12 protein-coding genes and 2 tRNA genes are annotated in these 16,473 nt (G+C 43.6%); 8 read left to right on the top strand and 6 right to left on the bottom strand.

Annotation, left to right across the window (positions count from 1 at the left end; all coding sequences use genetic code 11):
* The gene (locus NL626_RS06090; RefSeq protein ID WP_253657110.1) at positions 1-3,057 is read left to right on the top strand and encodes an AAA family ATPase; all 3,057 of its coding nucleotides are present in this window, start codon (positions 1-3) and stop codon (positions 3,055-3,057) included.
* A gap of 59 nt (positions 3,058-3,116) precedes the next feature.
* Here NL626_RS06090 and NL626_RS06085 read toward each other — a convergent pair whose 3' ends face one another.
* On the bottom strand, positions 3,117-3,497 hold the full coding sequence (locus NL626_RS06085) for a cystatin domain-containing protein (protein ID WP_025767719.1): 381 nt from the start codon (positions 3,495-3,497) through the stop codon (positions 3,117-3,119).
* A gap of 307 nt (positions 3,498-3,804) precedes the next feature.
* Between NL626_RS06085 and NL626_RS06080 the strand changes: the two genes are divergently transcribed.
* A complete protein-coding gene (locus tag NL626_RS06080) occupies positions 3,805-4,338 on the top strand; it encodes a lipocalin family protein (RefSeq protein ID WP_017820207.1) in 534 nt (177 codons plus the stop codon).
* A 207-nt stretch (positions 4,339-4,545) separates the two neighbouring features.
* Here the strand turns inward: NL626_RS06080 and NL626_RS06075 are convergent, their stop codons facing one another.
* From NL626_RS06075 to NL626_RS06055, 5 genes are all read right to left on the bottom strand, one after another.
* Entirely contained in the window at positions 4,546-5,541 is a 996-nt protein-coding gene (locus NL626_RS06075; protein WP_054574303.1) for a succinylglutamate desuccinylase/aspartoacylase family protein, read from the bottom strand.
* Positions 5,542-5,651: 110 nt separating this feature from the next.
* A complete protein-coding gene (yfcC, locus tag NL626_RS06070; protein WP_005387492.1) occupies positions 5,652-7,184 on the bottom strand; it encodes a putative basic amino acid antiporter YfcC in 1,533 nt (510 codons plus the stop codon).
* Between the two features lie 211 nt (positions 7,185-7,395).
* Positions 7,396-7,716 carry a cytochrome c gene (locus NL626_RS06065; RefSeq protein WP_054574302.1) on the bottom strand — a complete coding sequence of 107 codons (321 nt, stop codon included), beginning with the start codon at positions 7,714-7,716 and terminating at the stop codon, positions 7,396-7,398.
* A 78-nt stretch (positions 7,717-7,794) separates the two neighbouring features.
* Positions 7,795-8,799, bottom strand: coding sequence for a low-specificity L-threonine aldolase (gene ltaE, locus NL626_RS06060; protein WP_054574301.1), 1,005 nt, complete (start codon positions 8,797-8,799; stop codon positions 7,795-7,797).
* Positions 8,800-8,821: 22 nt separating this feature from the next.
* Entirely contained in the window at positions 8,822-9,337 is a 516-nt protein-coding gene (locus tag NL626_RS06055; RefSeq protein ID WP_213961080.1) for an NUDIX hydrolase, read from the bottom strand.
* A 269-nt stretch (positions 9,338-9,606) separates the two neighbouring features.
* Between NL626_RS06055 and NL626_RS06050 the strand changes: the two genes are divergently transcribed.
* The 6 genes from NL626_RS06050 to dld all read left to right on the top strand — a co-directional run bounded on the left by NL626_RS06050 (position 9,607) and on the right by dld (position 16,354).
* Positions 9,607-11,268: an ATPase RavA domain-containing protein gene (locus tag NL626_RS06050; RefSeq protein ID WP_253657109.1), complete on the top strand. Its 1,662-nt coding sequence runs from the start codon at positions 9,607-9,609 to the stop codon at positions 11,266-11,268.
* A gap of 9 nt (positions 11,269-11,277) precedes the next feature.
* Complete coding sequence (gene viaA, locus NL626_RS06045) at positions 11,278-12,732, top strand: ATPase RavA stimulator ViaA (RefSeq protein ID WP_033907023.1); 1,455 nt, start codon at positions 11,278-11,280, stop codon at positions 12,730-12,732.
* 204 nt (positions 12,733-12,936) lie between these two features.
* Positions 12,937-13,010 (top strand) — tRNA-Cys (locus tag NL626_RS06040).
* Between the two features lie 37 nt (positions 13,011-13,047).
* A tRNA-Gly gene (locus tag NL626_RS06035) sits at positions 13,048-13,123 on the top strand.
* A gap of 239 nt (positions 13,124-13,362) precedes the next feature.
* Entirely contained in the window at positions 13,363-14,265 is a 903-nt protein-coding gene (locus NL626_RS06030; RefSeq protein ID WP_017633645.1) for a LysR family transcriptional regulator, read from the top strand.
* Between the two features lie 382 nt (positions 14,266-14,647).
* A complete protein-coding gene (gene dld / locus NL626_RS06025) occupies positions 14,648-16,354 on the top strand; it encodes a D-lactate dehydrogenase (protein WP_042520979.1) in 1,707 nt (568 codons plus the stop codon).
* Positions 16,355-16,473 lie beyond the last annotated feature (119 nt).

Genomic DNA, 16,473 nt, shown 5'->3' with positions numbered 1-16,473 from the left:
ATGAAACCAATTAAACTAACCATGCAAGCCTTTGGTCCGTTTGCAAAAACTGAAATCATTCATTTTGAGAAGCTTGGCAGTAACCCTCTATTTTTGATTAATGGTCCTACAGGTTCCGGTAAAACGTCGATCTTAGATGCCATTTGCTTCGCCCTTTATGGTGAAACCACAGGTAATGAGCGACAAGGTATTCAGATGCGGTGTGACTTATCCGCGCAAGACTTACCAACCGAAGTAGTTCTCGAATTTTCGTTACACGGCAAACAATACCGAGTTGTTCGATCCCCTGAGCAGGAAGCGCCCAAGGCCCGTGGTGAAGGGATGACGATTAAAAAGCACACTGCGGCTCTTTATGAACTCGGTGAGACTGAAACGCTTATCACCAGCAAGACGACTCAGGTTAAAACTGAAGTTAGCAATATTATTGGCTTGAATGAAACTCAATTTCGTCAAGTTATGGTGTTGCCTCAAGGAAAATTCCGAGAACTGTTGCTTGCTAGCTCTAAAGAGCGTGAAGAAATTTTTGGCCAGCTCTTTCAAACTGACATATATAAAAAAATTGAGTACGCGCTCAAAGATAAAGCGAGTGCAATTAGTAAAGCGAAAGGCGAATTTGATAATCAAATTCGAGGTGCTTTACAAGTTGCAGAAGCGAGTTCTGAACAAGAACTATTACAACAACTGGAACAAGTAACTAAGCAATTAGAGTCTGATAAAAAGAATGAGCAAGCAGCGTTAGATAAGCTCAATACTGCTAAATCTGAATTGCAAAAAGCGGAAACCTTGAATGGAGAGTTTTCGAAACGAGAGCAAGCAGAAAGCGCACTCAAGCTGCATCTAGAACACTCAGATTCGATAAAAGCTCGTCAACAGCAATTAGAAAACGCTAAAAATGCCAATAAGATAGAGTTGCCCTACATCTCATTACAAAATGCAAAAGCTCAAACGCAAGAGCTTAGGCAAAAAATCGTAGCTTTGAAAGAGAGTCTCGAAAAAGCTCATGTCGTTGCGAGAGAACAAGAAAACTTGCAGCAAAGTGCAAAAGAGGCCGCGGCAAAGGTCCCGCAGTTAACGCAACTGCAGTATCAGCTTGAAAGTATGAAAAACAAGTTGGTCGAGAAAGACAATTTGGAAAGTAAAATAACGGCGGGTTATCAACAAAAACAACAATTTGAAGCAACGTTAAAACAGTACATAGAACTAAAAGATAAGTTAACGTTACAGGCCCAGCAGCGACAGAAGGAGCTAGAGAAAGCACGAGTTGATGTTGCGCTTATTGGCAGCATCGATGCGGAAATAAAACAAAAACAACGGCTGTTACAGGATCTACAAAAGCTGCATGATCTTACTTTAGAGCTCTCTAAACTCAATGCGCTAACTGTAGGCAAGCAGCAGTCACTACACGAAGCCAGTCAGCGCTATATGCAGTGTCAACAAGACGCTGATACGATAGAGCTTAAGTGGCACAACGCTCAAGCAGCAGTATTAGCGCAGCGACTAAAAGCAGGTGAAGCATGCCCGGTGTGTGGTAGCGAAACGCATCCTAACCCCGCAACGTTTGTTGAAGAAGCCGTTACAAAAGAGCAAGTTCAGGCGGCTAGGGCGAAAGAGCGAGAAGCTCAAACCTTGTTGAACCAACTAAGCAATCAGCTAGAACAACATAACGTTGTCATTAGTCAGTATCAGAATCAGTGTAACCAGTTGAAAGAAGAGTTGGGTGAGCATGCTACATCTGAGATCTCGACGGTTCAAAATGATTTGCAAGCGCTTAATGCTCAACTCCTACGTCTACAAGCTATTGATATTGAAAAGCTAGAAAAGAACGTTGAACAGCTTAATCAACGCTGCGTCGTGGGTGAAAATAAAATTCATGAGCTGCAGAATCAAATGGCGGCAAATGCATCAACCGTTAAAGCGAACCAAGAACAATTGGCTCAATTACAAGCTTCTATTGACCCAAAATACAGTTCCGCTGACTTGCTTGAACGTGAAACTTTGCTGACAAACGAGCAAATTCTGAGTTTGAACAAAGGCTTAGAAAAGGCGCAAAACGCTTTGCAGCAAGCGATATTGGAGAAATCAAATGCGGAAAGTCACTTAGCGACGAACAAGCAGTGGTTATCTGAGTCAGAGCAAAAACTTAGCCAAGCAGAATTAGCGTGGAATGAGGCACTACAGGCGAGTAAATTTGAGGATGAAAGCCATTATCTAAGTAGTCGAGTGGGAGATGATGAACTTCAAGCCTGGCAGCAAGAAATAGACAGTTTCAAACAGGCACAAACCAAGCTTGAGCAAACACTACATGATTTAAATCATGCATTGAAAGATCTTGAAAGGCCTAATTTGGAGTCGTTTAACGACAGGTTAACCACTCTGCAGGCGCAATATATTGAAGTAAGGAATCAACTTGATACCACACGCTCAATATTTGAACGTCTTGAAAAGGTTCGTAAAGATATTGCCGTGTTGCATGAGAAAAATAGTAAGTTAGAAGAAGAATACAAAGTCTTTGGTACGTTGTACGACGTTGCTAGCGGTAAAACAGGCAGCAGGGTTAGCCTACATCGCTTTGTTCTTGGTGTACTGTTGGATGATGTGCTGATCCAGGCCTCTCAACGCTTAAGCCTTATGAGTAAAGGGCGCTATATTCTTGCTCGAAAAACAGAGGGCTTCAAAGGCGCAGCGGGTCGCGGCTTAGATTTAATGGTTGAAGATGGCTACACAGGAAAAACGCGTGATGTTGCGACACTTTCCGGCGGTGAATCATTTATGGCAGCGCTTGCTCTGGCACTTGGTTTGTCGGATGTTGTGCAATCCTATAGTGGCGGTATCCGTTTAGACACTTTATTTATTGATGAGGGCTTCGGTAGTTTAGACCCAGAGTCTTTAGATCTTGCTATTCAAACGCTAGTGGACCTGCAACAGACTGGGCGCATGATCGGTGTTATTTCTCACGTTTCTGAGCTGAAAGAGCAAATGGCGCAGAGGATTGATGTTGAACCATCAAGACTTGGTTCAACGGTGTCGATTAAATCTCAATGTCGCTTCGCTGTCTAATTCAGTGACTACTGTTAGATCAAAAAGCCCCTATTGTTAGGGGCTTTCTGACTAAGTCGCTACTGTTCGCAAAAGTGGCCTTCTTTTGGTGATTGGGTAATCGCATATTCGCCATCAAGGTTGCGATAAACAATCGTGTTCCAAACAGAGCCATCATCCAATTCAAACTCAATAGCATAGTTGACGCCGCTAACGATTTGCGCGTGAACATTCAGTATTCGTTTAAACGACGCTATTGTGTCCATTTTCTTTAAAACAAAGGCCATTGCCTTTTGTGCATCAGGGGTCGCGTTAAACTCATTCCACCCACCTGGCATGTTTCCTTGTGCATTACATACATCTGCCGAGGTCGTTAATTGTGTCGTTTCGCTCGGCTTTTCCTGCTGACAACCTGCAAGTAACACCAAAAGTGCACAAACTGACACTGTTTTTAATTTCATAACAATAACCTCTGTCTATAACGCAACGTATTATAGGAGGGTGATATGCCTACGAATGTCTATGTTGTGCAAAGTTTCTATATGCATAGGGTTAAATGCTGACAAAATGTACAAGCATGGTCAGCTTGTAAGTCAAAAATAGAGCAATCTTGTTATCGATTTGCAGAGATGACGAGGTTTCGGTGTTCAGCGCGCTATTGATGATGAAGAATTGTGATGTGTACCTATGAGGGCGATGGTGCGGCTTAGTGATCGATTTGTTATCTTCTAGAGTAAAATCAATCACTAATTAAAATTTAGGTGTTGTATGAAATCGATAAAAATATTTTTACTTTTGTCACTTGCAACTTTATTTGGTTGTACCTCGAAGCCGGATGGGGTGGAACCCGTGAATAATTTCGATTTAGAGCCATATCTAGGTAAGTGGTATGAGATTGCACGCCTAGACCATTCATTTGAGCGAGGCTTATCCAACGTTACCGCTGAGTATCAGGTTCGTGAGGATGGTGGGGTCAAGGTGATAAACCGTGGATATTCCGAAGAAGAGCGACAGTGGTCAGAAGCTGAAGGCAAAGCTTATTTTGTTGAAGATAAAACGGTTGGACACTTAAAGGTTTCCTTTTTTGGGCCAATATACTCTTCTTACATTGTTTTTGAGCTAGGTGAAAACTATGACTATGCGTTTGTTTCCGGTTACAACCACGACTATTTGTGGCTATTGTCTAGAACGCCTAACGTTGATGAGAAAGTAGTGGAGCGCTTTAAGTACGTAGCTAAAGAGAAAGGTTTCGCTATCGACGAGCTCATTTTTGTTGAACAAGAGAAACAAAGACAGCTTTAAGTTCATCAGCGTGGCTGAAAAAGCGGACAGAGGGGAAGCTTCCTAATTAAGAGCTCAGTTTGTCATTTCGCTTAACAGTAATTTGTTACGGCGTAACTTAATGTGGTCAAAATGGATATAGCCCCATCATTTGTGATTACTCGTGATGGGGCTTATATAAATTTGAGTGAGCGTCGAAAGGTTGATCTATCAACAAACGGTTATGGTTTACTTAATCAAACGAACGATCAGGGAACCTGGTGCTCGAATAGATTCAACATTGTGGCTAAGTACTGTGCCGCTTGTTGGGGCGGTGTAGCGTTTAATCTCAGCGCCAAAGCTGTCGTATTGAATCGCAAGAAGTTGGCCTTGCTCGACAAAATTCATCAAACTGACATGAGGCAGTACAAAGCCGCCGTGTGTCGCTTTCACACTGACGATTTCGTTTCCTTCCAAGCATGACGTAATAGGGTCCATATCACCTTCAACAATGTTATGCTTTTTCAGCACATTAAAAATGCCTGTTACAGTTCGACTGATAAGTTCTTGCTCGGTGTATCGCCCCATACCTACTTCAACAGTAATGCTTGGGACACCATGGTTATTCCAGACCGTTTCAAGGACGCCAGCATCTCCAGGATCATTTAAAATCGCATCAGGATTAATGAGGCGAGCCATTTCTAATGATTGCTCGATTCGGAAATCTGCAAACACGTAAAGTGGATAGGCCGCACCACTGGTTTGAGTGTGAAGGTCAATGGCTAAATCAGCATTTGGCTTGAGCAAATCATTCCACAATGCATATAAGTAACGTTGGGCCTCATTGCCGTTTTGGTCACCAGGAAAAAAGCGGTTTAAGTTTGCAGGAGACGCATCAGGGTCTGCGGAATAGAAATCGCGGCTGTGGTTTAGCATACCTGGCATGTTAATGGTTGGAACAATAGTGACAGTACCAGCGACTTCAGTGCCGATGAGCTCTCGAGCAGTTTTCTGCGCTGCTAACACACCATTGTACTCATCACCATGAACCCCTGCGGTAATCATGATCTTCTTGCCAGGTTTTTCACCTTTGAACACTAGCACAGGTAGGTGTTGCCACTGAGAGAGAGCATTCGTTGCGATGCGAAACCAAAACTTATGCTCGCCCGAATTTAGGTCTGCTACATTGAGAGATTGAATCACTTGATGACCCTGAATCACGTCATCGAGAAATTGTGTTGCCATTAAAGTTACCACTCCAAAACCATAAGCTAATCTAAAACCTTAGCGTCGTCATACCATGAATGTTAATAAGGCGAGAACATGTCTCGCCTTAATTACCAATTGGTTTCGTTTTACGCAAAACCCATAATATGAGCTGCGATAACGACGATACTTGATAGGGTAAAGAGTAATAGAATAAATCGCCAGCAGAATTTTGCCCAGTCACCCCAGTCGATACGGCAGACACCAAGCGTTGCCATGAGAGATGCCGAAGTAGGGACGATAACGTTAGTAAAGCCATCGCCAAGTTGGAATGACAAAACTGCCACTTGGCGTGTAACGCCTGCAATGTCTGCCAGAGGGGCCAGTAGAGGCATCGTTAGTGCCGCTTGTCCTGAGCCTGAAGTGACAAAGAAGTTGAAGATAGATTGGAATACATACATTAACCATGCCGCAGCCACGTCAGGAAGCCCGCTAATCACGCCGCCAGCACTGTTTAGAATTGAATTCAGTACACTCGCTTCATCAGTTGTACCACCACCAAGGATCAACAATACACCTTTTGCACAACCCACTAATAGGGCAGGTGCAAGCATAATAGCTGCACCTTCTTTAAATGCATCAGCTGCGCAGTTTAGCGTCATACCGTTTAGGCGGAAAATCGTACCGATGATCGCGACAACAAAGCCCATAGTGAAAAATTGAGAAGCGATTTCTGGGATGTACCATGCGTTAGCGACTACGCCCCAAACGACCCACACCGTGGTCGCAATAACCGTAAGGATAACGAGTGTGTCACCTAGGTTCCAACGAGAATCTTGATTGCCAAGCTCTTGCTGACGGAAATACTGGTCTGTGCGATGGCTGTAAGAAAGTTTAGGATTTGACTTCACACGAGCGGCGTAGATCATTGTGAAAGCGATACCGATTAACGTAAAGCCAGCCCATAACCCCATGCGCACTGTCATGCCGGATAAAACAGGTACACCCGCAATGCCTTGCGCAATAGCGACGGAAAAAGGGTTCATCCAAGAAGTAGCGAAGCCAATTTGAGTCGCAACATAGGTAACCATTACCGTAGTGATACCATCATAACCAAGGCGAACCATAAGCGGCGCGATAATAATCGCAAATGCTACGGCTTCTTCACCCATACCAAATACCGCACCGCCTAGCGAGAACAGCAAAAATAGCACTGGAATGAATAGTGCTTCGTTACCTTTGGTCTTATCGATAAGGCGCAGGATACCGTTATCGATTGTGCCTGTGCGCATTACAACGCCGAAAGCACCGCCTATAACCAACATGAACATAATCACGCCGATTGCGCTGCCCCATTTAGAGCCAGAAACTAGCCCTTCGAAAGGGAAGTTCATCAAACCAATGCCACCACCAGAAGCAAACAGGCCAACCTTGTTGTAAACCAATTCACCGTTTTCGTCGGTTGCATAAGAGAAAGAAGAAGGATCGATAACTGTGCGAGTTTTTTCTGCACCGTCGACCATGTAGGTCACCTGTTGGCTATCAAAATGACCAGCAGGAATTAAGTAGGTAAGAATCGCAGCAAGAATACCAACAATGAAGATCAAAATGAGGGTATCTGGCATCTGCCACGACTTAGGGGTAGCAACCGAGTCTGCTGGTTGCGCATGTGTGTGAGACATAACTTACTTCACGTCAAATTCAATAAAGCATGAAATATCGATAAAATAGAATAAAAAGTCAATATTAATGCTTATGTTGAACTATAAATTCATCAAATATTTGAAGTGAAGTTAATTTGATTGTTTTGTGGTCAAATGTTGGGTTAATGTTTCAATATGCGTTGAGTTTGGATGATTCACGAGCTTTCATAGTCATCTGCGGGTGATCTAATCACTTGATTTCTGTCTGTTCTGCATAAAAAGCAGCGACATCACGAAGGTCTTCATCATTTAACATTTTTAACTGTGCTGCCATCATTTCTGCAAGTGGCCCTTTACGCTCACCGGCTTGGTAAGATTTCATTGCATTGTAAAGGTACTGAGCGTTTTGACCAGCAAGGCTTGGATAGGTGTTGTTCGTTGCGATGCCTGTAACACCGTGACAATAGACACAGCTAGGTGATTTGATTTTACCTTTATCAGCATTACCAAACGGCTCGGCATGGATAGCGGAAGAGAAAATAAAAGAGATTAGAAGTACAAATCTGAGCATGGAGGTTATCTATTCGCTAAAAATCATGCCGATACAATAAAGCTTCCCCTTAGGGGAAGCTCAATGATCAAAATCAAATTAAAGTAGAGATTTTATACTTGATAAGAAAGTGTCGATGTCTTTCGCTGAAATATCTTTATGAGTTACAAAACGAATTGGATTTCCAGGGGTTATCGTGATGTTTTGTTCCTTTAGTTTCGCAGCGATACTTACTATGTCCACTTGAGGAGCAAGCTTCGCGAACACGATGTTCGTTTGAACAAATTCAGGGTTGACTGAAAAACCAGGCAGTTCTGCTAAACCTTCCGCTAAGGTTTTTGCGTTGATGTGATCTTGTTTTAGCTGTTCCACTTGTTCGGTAAGGGCAAGTTTGCCTGCTGCGGCAAGAATACCCGCTTGACGCATACCACCGCCGACCATCTTTCTTAAGCGACGTGCTTTTGCGATGTAGTCTTTGCTACCAAGCAGTAGCGAGCCAACAGGGGCAGCCAGACCTTTCGACAGACAGATCGTCATTGAATCAAAGTACTGACCGATCTCTTTTACCGGAACATCAAGTGCAACGGCTGCATTAAAAACGCGAGCGCCATCTAGATGCATCTGCAAGTTATGTTTATTCACGAAGTCACGTGCTTCTGCTAAGTAAGACATAGGTAGAACTTTACCATTAATTGTGTTTTCTAAGCTGAGAAGCTTAGTGCGAGCAAAGTGACAATCATCTGGTTTAATCGCAGCAGCCAGTTTATCAAATGGTAGCGTGCCATCTGGGTTATTTTCGACTGGTTGAGGTTGAATTGATCCCAAAACCGCCGCGCCACCAGCTTCGTATTTGTAGTTATGTGCTTGTTGCCCACATAGATATTCATCTCCCCGCTCGCAATGCGCCATTAAACCGAGCAGATTGGCTTGAGTGCCTGAAGTGGTAAACAAAGCTGCTTCGAAACCAGCAAGCTGCGCAGCAAATTTTTCAAGCTCATTGACCGTAGGGTCATCACCATAAACATCATCCCCAACGGGGGCCTTAAACATGGCTTCTCGCATGGCTTGGGTGGGCTGTGTAACGGTATCTGATCGAAAATCCACGAATGTCTCCTTGGTCAAAGTCCTAAATATATCCGCAAAGGCGCGCTTTGCTTAAGCAAGCGATCGTTTTGGCATCGGTGATCGTGCCATCGACAATCTTTTCTTCGAGTTGATTGATTGACAAGGTGACGACCTCAATCACTTCGTCTTCATCGCACTCGTAACGGTTTGTTTTATTGAGCTTTTCGGCAACAAATAGATACTGTATCTCATCACAAAATCCGGCAAGAGGGGTGACTTGGCCGAGAGACGTGAATTTCTCTGCACTAAACCCCGTTTCTTCCTCTAGCTCTCTTTTGGCGCAGCAGAGTGGCTCTTCGTTGCCTTCCCTGGTACCAGCAGGAAGTTCCAATAGCCATTTATTAAGTGAAGGCCGAAATTGGTGGACAAGGACAATCTCACCCTCCGCTGTAATAGGGAGAATCACTGCAGCGCCCGGATGATGGATTGTGGTGTGCGTAATTGCCTGTCCTGTAGGAAGCATAACGTCTTCTTCAATCAGAGAAATTTGCTTCCATTTATGAATTATCTTGCTCATGCAGTTATGAACCCTAGCTGTTACCGCATTTTTGACGTTTTTCGACATTAACCACAAATGGTGGGAAACAAAAGCAAAAAATACTGCAACACGACGAAAGCGTTTGCACTTTAAGTGAGCAATGTCTCATAAATGGAAACTTTGATTGCTTCGTCAAGAAGGGGAAAAGCATCTGCTATAAGGGGAATTCGACAAAATACATTTGTAACAAAGTTATAACAAGTGTATAAAAATGTTAACGCAATACCACTTCAGCAGCCGGAGAACGTATGACACAAACCTTATTTGCCTCAAATGCCGAAAAAGCGCTTCTCTCAGAACGCATCAATAAATTGGCGAAAGCGTTAACGGATGGCGTTTATGAGCGTGAACATACGATCAAGCTCTGCCTTCTTGCTGCACTTGCTGGTGAAAGTGTTTTTCTTTTAGGTCCCCCTGGTATTGCAAAAAGCTTAATTGCCAAACGACTCATCCAAGCGTTCGATAACAGCAGTTACTTCGAATACCTGATGACGCGCTTCTCAACCCCTGAAGAGGTGTTTGGGCCACTGAGTATCCAAGAGCTAAAAGACAACGGCCGTTATGTTCGCTTAACTAAAGGGTATTTGCCAACTGCACAAGTCGTATTTTTGGATGAAATCTGGAAGGCGGGCCCTGCAATTCTTAATACATTGCTGACAGTGGTTAATGAGAAAACATTCAAAAATGGCAGCGATATCGAGCGTGTGCCAATGCGCTTGTTGGTATCGGCTTCCAATGAATTACCCGATGAAGATAGTGGATTGGATGCGCTCTACGACCGCATGTTGGTGCGTGTGTTTGTGAATCGAATTCAGAATAAACAAAACTTTAAGTCGATGTTGACTGTGGGCACATCGCAAGAGGCACAAGTACCAGAAGGCCTAGCGATAACTGATGAAGAATATCATCAATGGCAACAACAGCTCGACAAATTGACGTTAACCGACAATGCATTCGAAAAGCTTTTCCAGCTTAAAACGATGTTAGAAGCCAAAGTTGAAGCTCAGTTTGGTGATGTGGCCAAGACCGACATGTATGTCTCTGACCGCCGCTGGAAGAAAGCCGTGAAGTTGTTAAAAGCGAGCGCGTTTTTTAATGGTCGCGATGAAATCAATCCGCTTGACCTTCTACTGCTGCAAGATTGTTTATGGAACAGTCCTGAATCGCGAGATGTGGTACGTGAAGTGGTTCAAGAGTTCGCCTTAAAACATGCATTTGATCAACAAGACGCGGAGCAGGAAATTGAGTACTGCCGAGAGTCTTTGGTTGATGTTCAACATGAACTTGAAGATGCCTACCGCATGACGTTAACGTCTGAAGCGGCAACGGGTATTTTGCGTAAAGAAACCATGCGCTTTGATACCTCTAAAGCCAAGATGTACAAAGTTGGCGCAGCCGTTAACTTAGTTAAATTGGTTGTCTTGCAAAGCAACATGTCGGTTTCAGAATCAGAAAAAGGTGATAGCCGCTGGGTTTATGTACCCAAAGATGAGTTAGATCGAGTCATTAAAGAGGGAAGCGGTGATGTGTATGGTTACGTCAATCAAAACACCAACATGTGCCGTTTACGATTTGACGTTGACGCGGCGAATAACCTAGCTATCCGTGATATCGCGAATCGAGGCATTTTGGTTAGCCTAGTGACTCAAGAGGGCTTGGATGTAGAGCTTTACCAAAAGTGGTTAACGCAGAGCGAAAAAGCCGTAAATCAGCTTAGTGAGGCAGAACACCATATGCGCAAGGTGAAAGCGAACTTTCATGATGCGCTTCCGCATAGCTTTGTTGATCCTGAACTACCCCGCCTAATGGAGTCGAGTCTACAACAGGTTAGTCAGAGACTTGAATCAATCCAAGCAGAAAGTGAAAAAGTTATCCAACGCTTTAAAAACTTAAATCAGTTTTTCTCATAAGGAGACGACATGCTAGGTGCAGACGGACTTAACCTCGCGCTGATGGTGGCCGACTCTGGCATCATCGATAGCGCAGTTAATGATTTGATGGCGCGTTCACAAGTCATGATGATGGCAGAAAACCGAGGCGTTAAATCTTCGGTCAAAGGTCACTTGTTAAAGTGGCGAGGCAGCGTTAAAAAACGGATCACCAAGGTATGTGAGACAGAGCGTTTCCAACAAGAGCTGTCTTTATATCAAGAGGTCATTCACTGGGATGAAGAGGCGTTTTTTGAAAACATCGAAGATGTGATTAAAAAGCTGGAATGGCACTCTGCGTTTTACATGCAAGCTCGCCGAATGATGGAAAAGAACAAAGGGATGAATAACCCTATGTTCCCTCATTACTTTTGTGATCAATGGTACCAAAGCCTCACCGATGCTATAAAACAAGCGCAAGTAAGCGAGCTTGAAGCCAATAAAGAAAAGGTGCTGAATGACCTGTATCAACGTATGGAAACCATGCGTAATATGGATAAAGTCACGGAGTCGGGTGACGCTGAAAGTGTAGGGCGCCTGTGGGATATGGCATCTGCCAAGTTGAGTAAAACAGACTTAACGGTGATGAAACGCCATGCTGAGTTTCTGAAGAAGCACCAAGGCTTGCAAGAAATTGCGGAGCAACTCGGTCGTATGGCGGGGCAAGTAAATGATCCTGAACTAAATCGTGCGCCCACTGAAGAACTTCAATTGGTCGAAGAGAAAAGTGATGAGGCGACGGATGATATTGTCGGTATTCACGAAAGCGATGATCTAAATAAGCTGCTTCCCAACGAAACGATGTTTTTGGCGTATCCTGAACTTGAAGTTGTGTTCTATAAACACTTAGTTGATAAACGGCTCATGAACTATCGTACACAAGGCAAATCGCGCACGTTACGTAAAGTTAAAGCTCACCGACCTGACCATAAAGCGGTAGATATCGAAAAAGGCCCCTTCATTGTTTGTGTGGACGCGTCCGGTTCCATGAGTGGCTTTCCTGAGCAATGCGCCAAAGCCATGGCTTATGCTCTGATGCAAATCGCACTAGCGGAGCAACGTGATTGCTATGTCATTATTTTTTCTACGGAACACATTACCTACGAACTAACCAAACAAGATGGTCTGCGCGAGGCGGCGGACTTTCTAACTTATAGCTTCCATGGTGGTACAGACTTAGAGCCAACTTTGATTAAATCTATCGACTTGATGAGCGGTGATAAATATAAAAACGCAGACATGGTAGTCATTTCCGACTTTATCGCGCCAAAACAACAAGACGAGTTACTGGCCAAAGTGGATGCGCTCAAAGCGAAGAAAAACCGTTTTCACGCGATTAGCTTATCGAAATACGGAAATCCTGCATTAATGTCGATGTTTGATCACACTTGGTCTTATCACCCTAATGTTGTGGGAAGATTGCTAAAAAGGGTCAGCAACTATTAAACGCCTTAATGTTTCATGGGACAAAACGAACTGAAAGCGAGATTTATATTGCTTCGTTTTAAGCCAATAAGATCGAACTTTGGTCGAATTGACTTAAAAGAAATCAAACGAACAGAAAATGAAATGTTTTTGTTTGACTATCTTCCCTCAATCCGTAAAGTAGCCACCAACGCAACGGGGTAGAGCCCTGAAGTGTAATAAAAAGGCGCCTTGGCAGAGTGGCTATGCAGCGGATTGCAAATCCGTGGACCTCGGTTCGACTCCGGGAGGCGCCTCCATTATTCTTTTGAGAGCGAATGGCTTTCGAGAATAAATGCGACACTAGCTCAGTTGGTAGAGCGCAACCTTGCCAAGGTTGAGGTCACGAGTTCGAACCTCGTGTGTCGCTCCAAATTATTCAGATATGGCCATGGCGGTATCTCGATGCCAAGTGCATCAACTTAAAACCAGCGAAAGCTGGTTTTTTTGTATCTGAAGACTGATAAATTCACACCATCTCTTTTTCATTACCTGTGAGCTTAGCAACCCCATCTCTGTCACGAGTTTCTGATATTAAGTGTGACCTGATGTTTCGCACCTCAGCCAATTTCAGTTTACAATACGGGCTTCCAAAGGATTTGACGAAGACGCATGAGAAATACCGACGATTACATCATTTTTTATCACTTGATCGAGCAAGGTTCATTCAGTGCAGCCGCGAGACATATGTCACTGACTAAATCGGTCGTCAGTAAACGCATTGCCAAGCTTGAACAAGAGCTTGGTGTACAGCTTCTCTACCGAACAACGCGAACGCTAACGTTGACTGAAGCAGGACGAGCGTTTTTTACTCATGCAAAAGCGGTTTATCAAGCGGTGGCAACGGCGGAAGAATCCATTGTGGGTTTAGGTAAAAACTTATCTGGAAACATTAAAATTTCGGTGCCTACTATCTCTGGTGAATTAATTCTTCCTCAAGTGATTAATGAATTTAATCAGAAATACCCAGACATCAATATCGATATGGATCTAGATAATCGTTTCGTCGATATCGTGAATGAACGTTTTGATTTGGCAATTAGAACGGGTGTGTTGCCAGATTCTAGTCTGATTGCAAGAAAGCTGGTGGATGCGAATTGGATCATTTGCGCGTCACCCCAATACCTAGCTAAACATGGCATACCTAAACAACCTCAAGCCTTGGCTAAACACAATTGTTTAGTCTATTCCTACCAAGAAACCGGAGCGCATGAGTGGGCGTTTAAAGATGGAGACGAGGTATATCAAATCACCGTCGACGGTAACCTCTGTACCAACAATTCTTCTGTATTGAGAAATGTGGCGCTGTTAGGGCAGGGAATCATCTATGTGCCGCGTGTCTTGGTTTATGAAGACTTAAAACAAGGCAGTCTGATTCAGTTATTTAAAGACGAAACAGCCAAATGTTTGGGTATTTATGCGGTGTATCCCTACACTCGTCAGCAACCAGAAAAAATTAAGATCTTTATCGATCATCTATACACAAGCTTTCAAAGTCAAAACCATCGATTTTAAGCCAATAACTCAACACCGATCGTTATGTTGGTGTTGAGCTTATGTTTCCATCTTCATTTCTAAGAGTCCTCTTAAATTTAGGAGCTTACGCTTCTCCTCGTTTTCTTCACTAATATTGATAACAAGATACCCCGCACAACTGTTAACAAATGGTTTTGCTATTGTTTCTTTTAAGAAACGGTCTGTTTCTTACGTTAAATTTCTCAAATGTGAAAGATAAGTAACAGAAAAATAAAGAATTATTTTGTTTGTTGTTTATTGATTACGTATTGTTCGTCCGCCTGACATAGACGCAGAGAAATGGACTGCTTATAGTGGCTCAAACGCCATGCCTGCCGCTAAGCGGTGTTGTGAGCGAAGTACAATAACTAGAGATACGGATATGAAACAAAAGCAGCTGATTGAAGAATTTAAAACCATCGTGGGGGAAGAAAATGTTCTAACCGACGAGGTTAAAACGAAATATTACCGCTCGGGGTTTCGTTCGGGTAGTGGTAATGCGCTTGCTATCGTGTTTCCTAACACTCTTCTAGAACAATGGAAGATTATTAAACAGTGTGTTGAAGCAAACTGCATCATTATCATGCAGGCGGCTAAAACAGGTTTAACAGAGGGCTCAGCTCCGAGTGGTAATGATTATGATCGCGATGTGGTTGTGATCAATATTACCAAAATCAAGAAGATTCACTTATTAGATGGTGGTAAGCAGGCGGTTTGCTTGCCTGGTGCGAGCTTACACTCTTTGGAGAAAGAGCTGAAGGCAGTGAACCGAGCACCGCATTCTATCATCGGCTCTTCATCGCTAGGTGCCACTGTGGTCGGTGGTATCGCTAATAACTCAGGCGGTGCGCTAGTTAAGCGTGGTCCTGCTTATACGGAACTGGCGATCTACGCGCAGGTCGATAAGCAAGGCCAGTTACATTTGGTGAACCACCTTGGTATTGAAGGATTAGGTGAAACGCCAGAAGAAATTCTAACAAACCTGCAAGAAGGGAACTTTGACCCAGCGAAGATCATTCATGATGAGCGAATGGCATCAGACAAAGAATACGATGAACGTGTTCGAGACGTGACTTCTGACATTCCTTCTCGCTTTAATGCCGATGAACGCCGATTATTTGAAGCCAGTGGCTGCGCTGGCAAGTTGGGTGTTTTTGCCGTTCGGGTTGACAGCTACCCAGTACCCGAAAAAGAGCAGGTTTTTTACCTTGGCACCAATGACCCTGCGAAACTAACGAAGTTGCGAAAAGACTTCTTATCTACGTTTGATAACTTGCCTGAGATGGGAGAATACTTGCATCGAGATATCTTCAACATGGCAGAGAAGTACGGCAAGGATGTGTTCTTATCCATCGACTTGTTAGGCACAGATAAGCTGCCAAAAATGTTCGCACTTAAAGCTAAGGTAGAAAACTTCTTAGAGCGCATCCCGTTTGTCAGCAAATATCTGCCAGACACCATTTTGTACTACGCGAGCAAGTTGTTCCCACAACACTTACCAGAGCGAATGCTGGATTTCCGTGACAAGTATGAGCATCACCTGGTATTGAAAATGAGTGATGGTGGTATTGCTGAAGCACAAAAATACCTCAAAGAAGTTTGGGCTGTTGAAGACGACTGTGATTTCTTCGAGTGTACGCCGGAAGAGGGTAAAAAAGCTTATTTACATCGCTTTGCAGCAGCAGGTGCAGCAATTCGTTACGAGACGATTCACCGAAAAGACGTAGAAGACATCGTTGCACTTGATATCGCTTTGCGACGTAATGATGAAGAGTGGCTAGAAACTTTGCCTGAAGAGGTAAGTAAGAACCTTGTTCAAGCGCTCTATTATGGTCACTTTATGTGTTACGTCTTCCATCAAGATTACATTTTCAAAAAAGGGACTGACACGAAGTTGATGAAAAAGCTGATGCTAGAGCACCTCAATAGCCGTGGTGCCAAATACCCAGCAGAACATAACGTGGGTCACTTGTATGAAGCCGAAAACTCGTTGCAGAAGTTTTACCACGAATTAGACCCAACCAATACCTTTAACCCTGGTATTGGTAAAATGGACAAATATAAGCGCAATTGTAACTGCTGTGCGTAATGTGCTGTCTCTCCATGATTAATAATCGTTGTTCATCATTCAAATGATGAGCATAAGATAAGCCCTGATGATACTTGTGACATCAGGGCTTTGTGTTTTGGGTCTTTTTTATTGACGAC

This window comes from Vibrio sp. Y58_MX_L22 (genome assembly GCF_024181865.1).
In the GTDB taxonomy this organism is placed as follows: Bacteria; Pseudomonadota; Gammaproteobacteria; order Enterobacterales; family Vibrionaceae; genus Vibrio; species Vibrio alginolyticus.
This window is presented reverse-complemented; position numbering and strand designations above follow the sequence as displayed.

Excerpts from the sequence above, each read along its gene's own strand:
- NL626_RS06090 (WP_253657110.1), top strand. The coding sequence starts at position 1 with ATGAAACCAATTAAACTAACCATGCAAGCCTTTGGTCCGTTTGCAAAA.
- NL626_RS06085 (WP_025767719.1), bottom strand. The coding sequence starts at position 3,497 with ATGAAATTAAAAACAGTGTCAGTTTGTGCACTTTTGGTGTTACTTGCA.
- NL626_RS06080 (WP_017820207.1), top strand. The coding sequence starts at position 3,805 with ATGAAATCGATAAAAATATTTTTACTTTTGTCACTTGCAACTTTATTT.
- NL626_RS06075 (WP_054574303.1), bottom strand. The coding sequence starts at position 5,541 with ATGGCAACACAATTTCTCGATGACGTGATTCAGGGTCATCAAGTGATT.
- yfcC (WP_005387492.1), bottom strand. The coding sequence starts at position 7,184 with ATGTCTCACACACATGCGCAACCAGCAGACTCGGTTGCTACCCCTAAG.
- NL626_RS06065 (WP_054574302.1), bottom strand. The coding sequence starts at position 7,716 with ATGCTCAGATTTGTACTTCTAATCTCTTTTATTTTCTCTTCCGCTATC.
- NL626_RS06055 (WP_213961080.1), bottom strand. The coding sequence starts at position 9,337 with ATGAGCAAGATAATTCATAAATGGAAGCAAATTTCTCTGATTGAAGAA.
- NL626_RS06050 (WP_253657109.1), top strand. The coding sequence starts at position 9,607 with ATGACACAAACCTTATTTGCCTCAAATGCCGAAAAAGCGCTTCTCTCA.
- viaA (WP_033907023.1), top strand. The coding sequence starts at position 11,278 with ATGCTAGGTGCAGACGGACTTAACCTCGCGCTGATGGTGGCCGACTCT.
- NL626_RS06030 (WP_017633645.1), top strand. The coding sequence starts at position 13,363 with ATGAGAAATACCGACGATTACATCATTTTTTATCACTTGATCGAGCAA.
- dld (WP_042520979.1), top strand. The coding sequence starts at position 14,648 with ATGAAACAAAAGCAGCTGATTGAAGAATTTAAAACCATCGTGGGGGAA.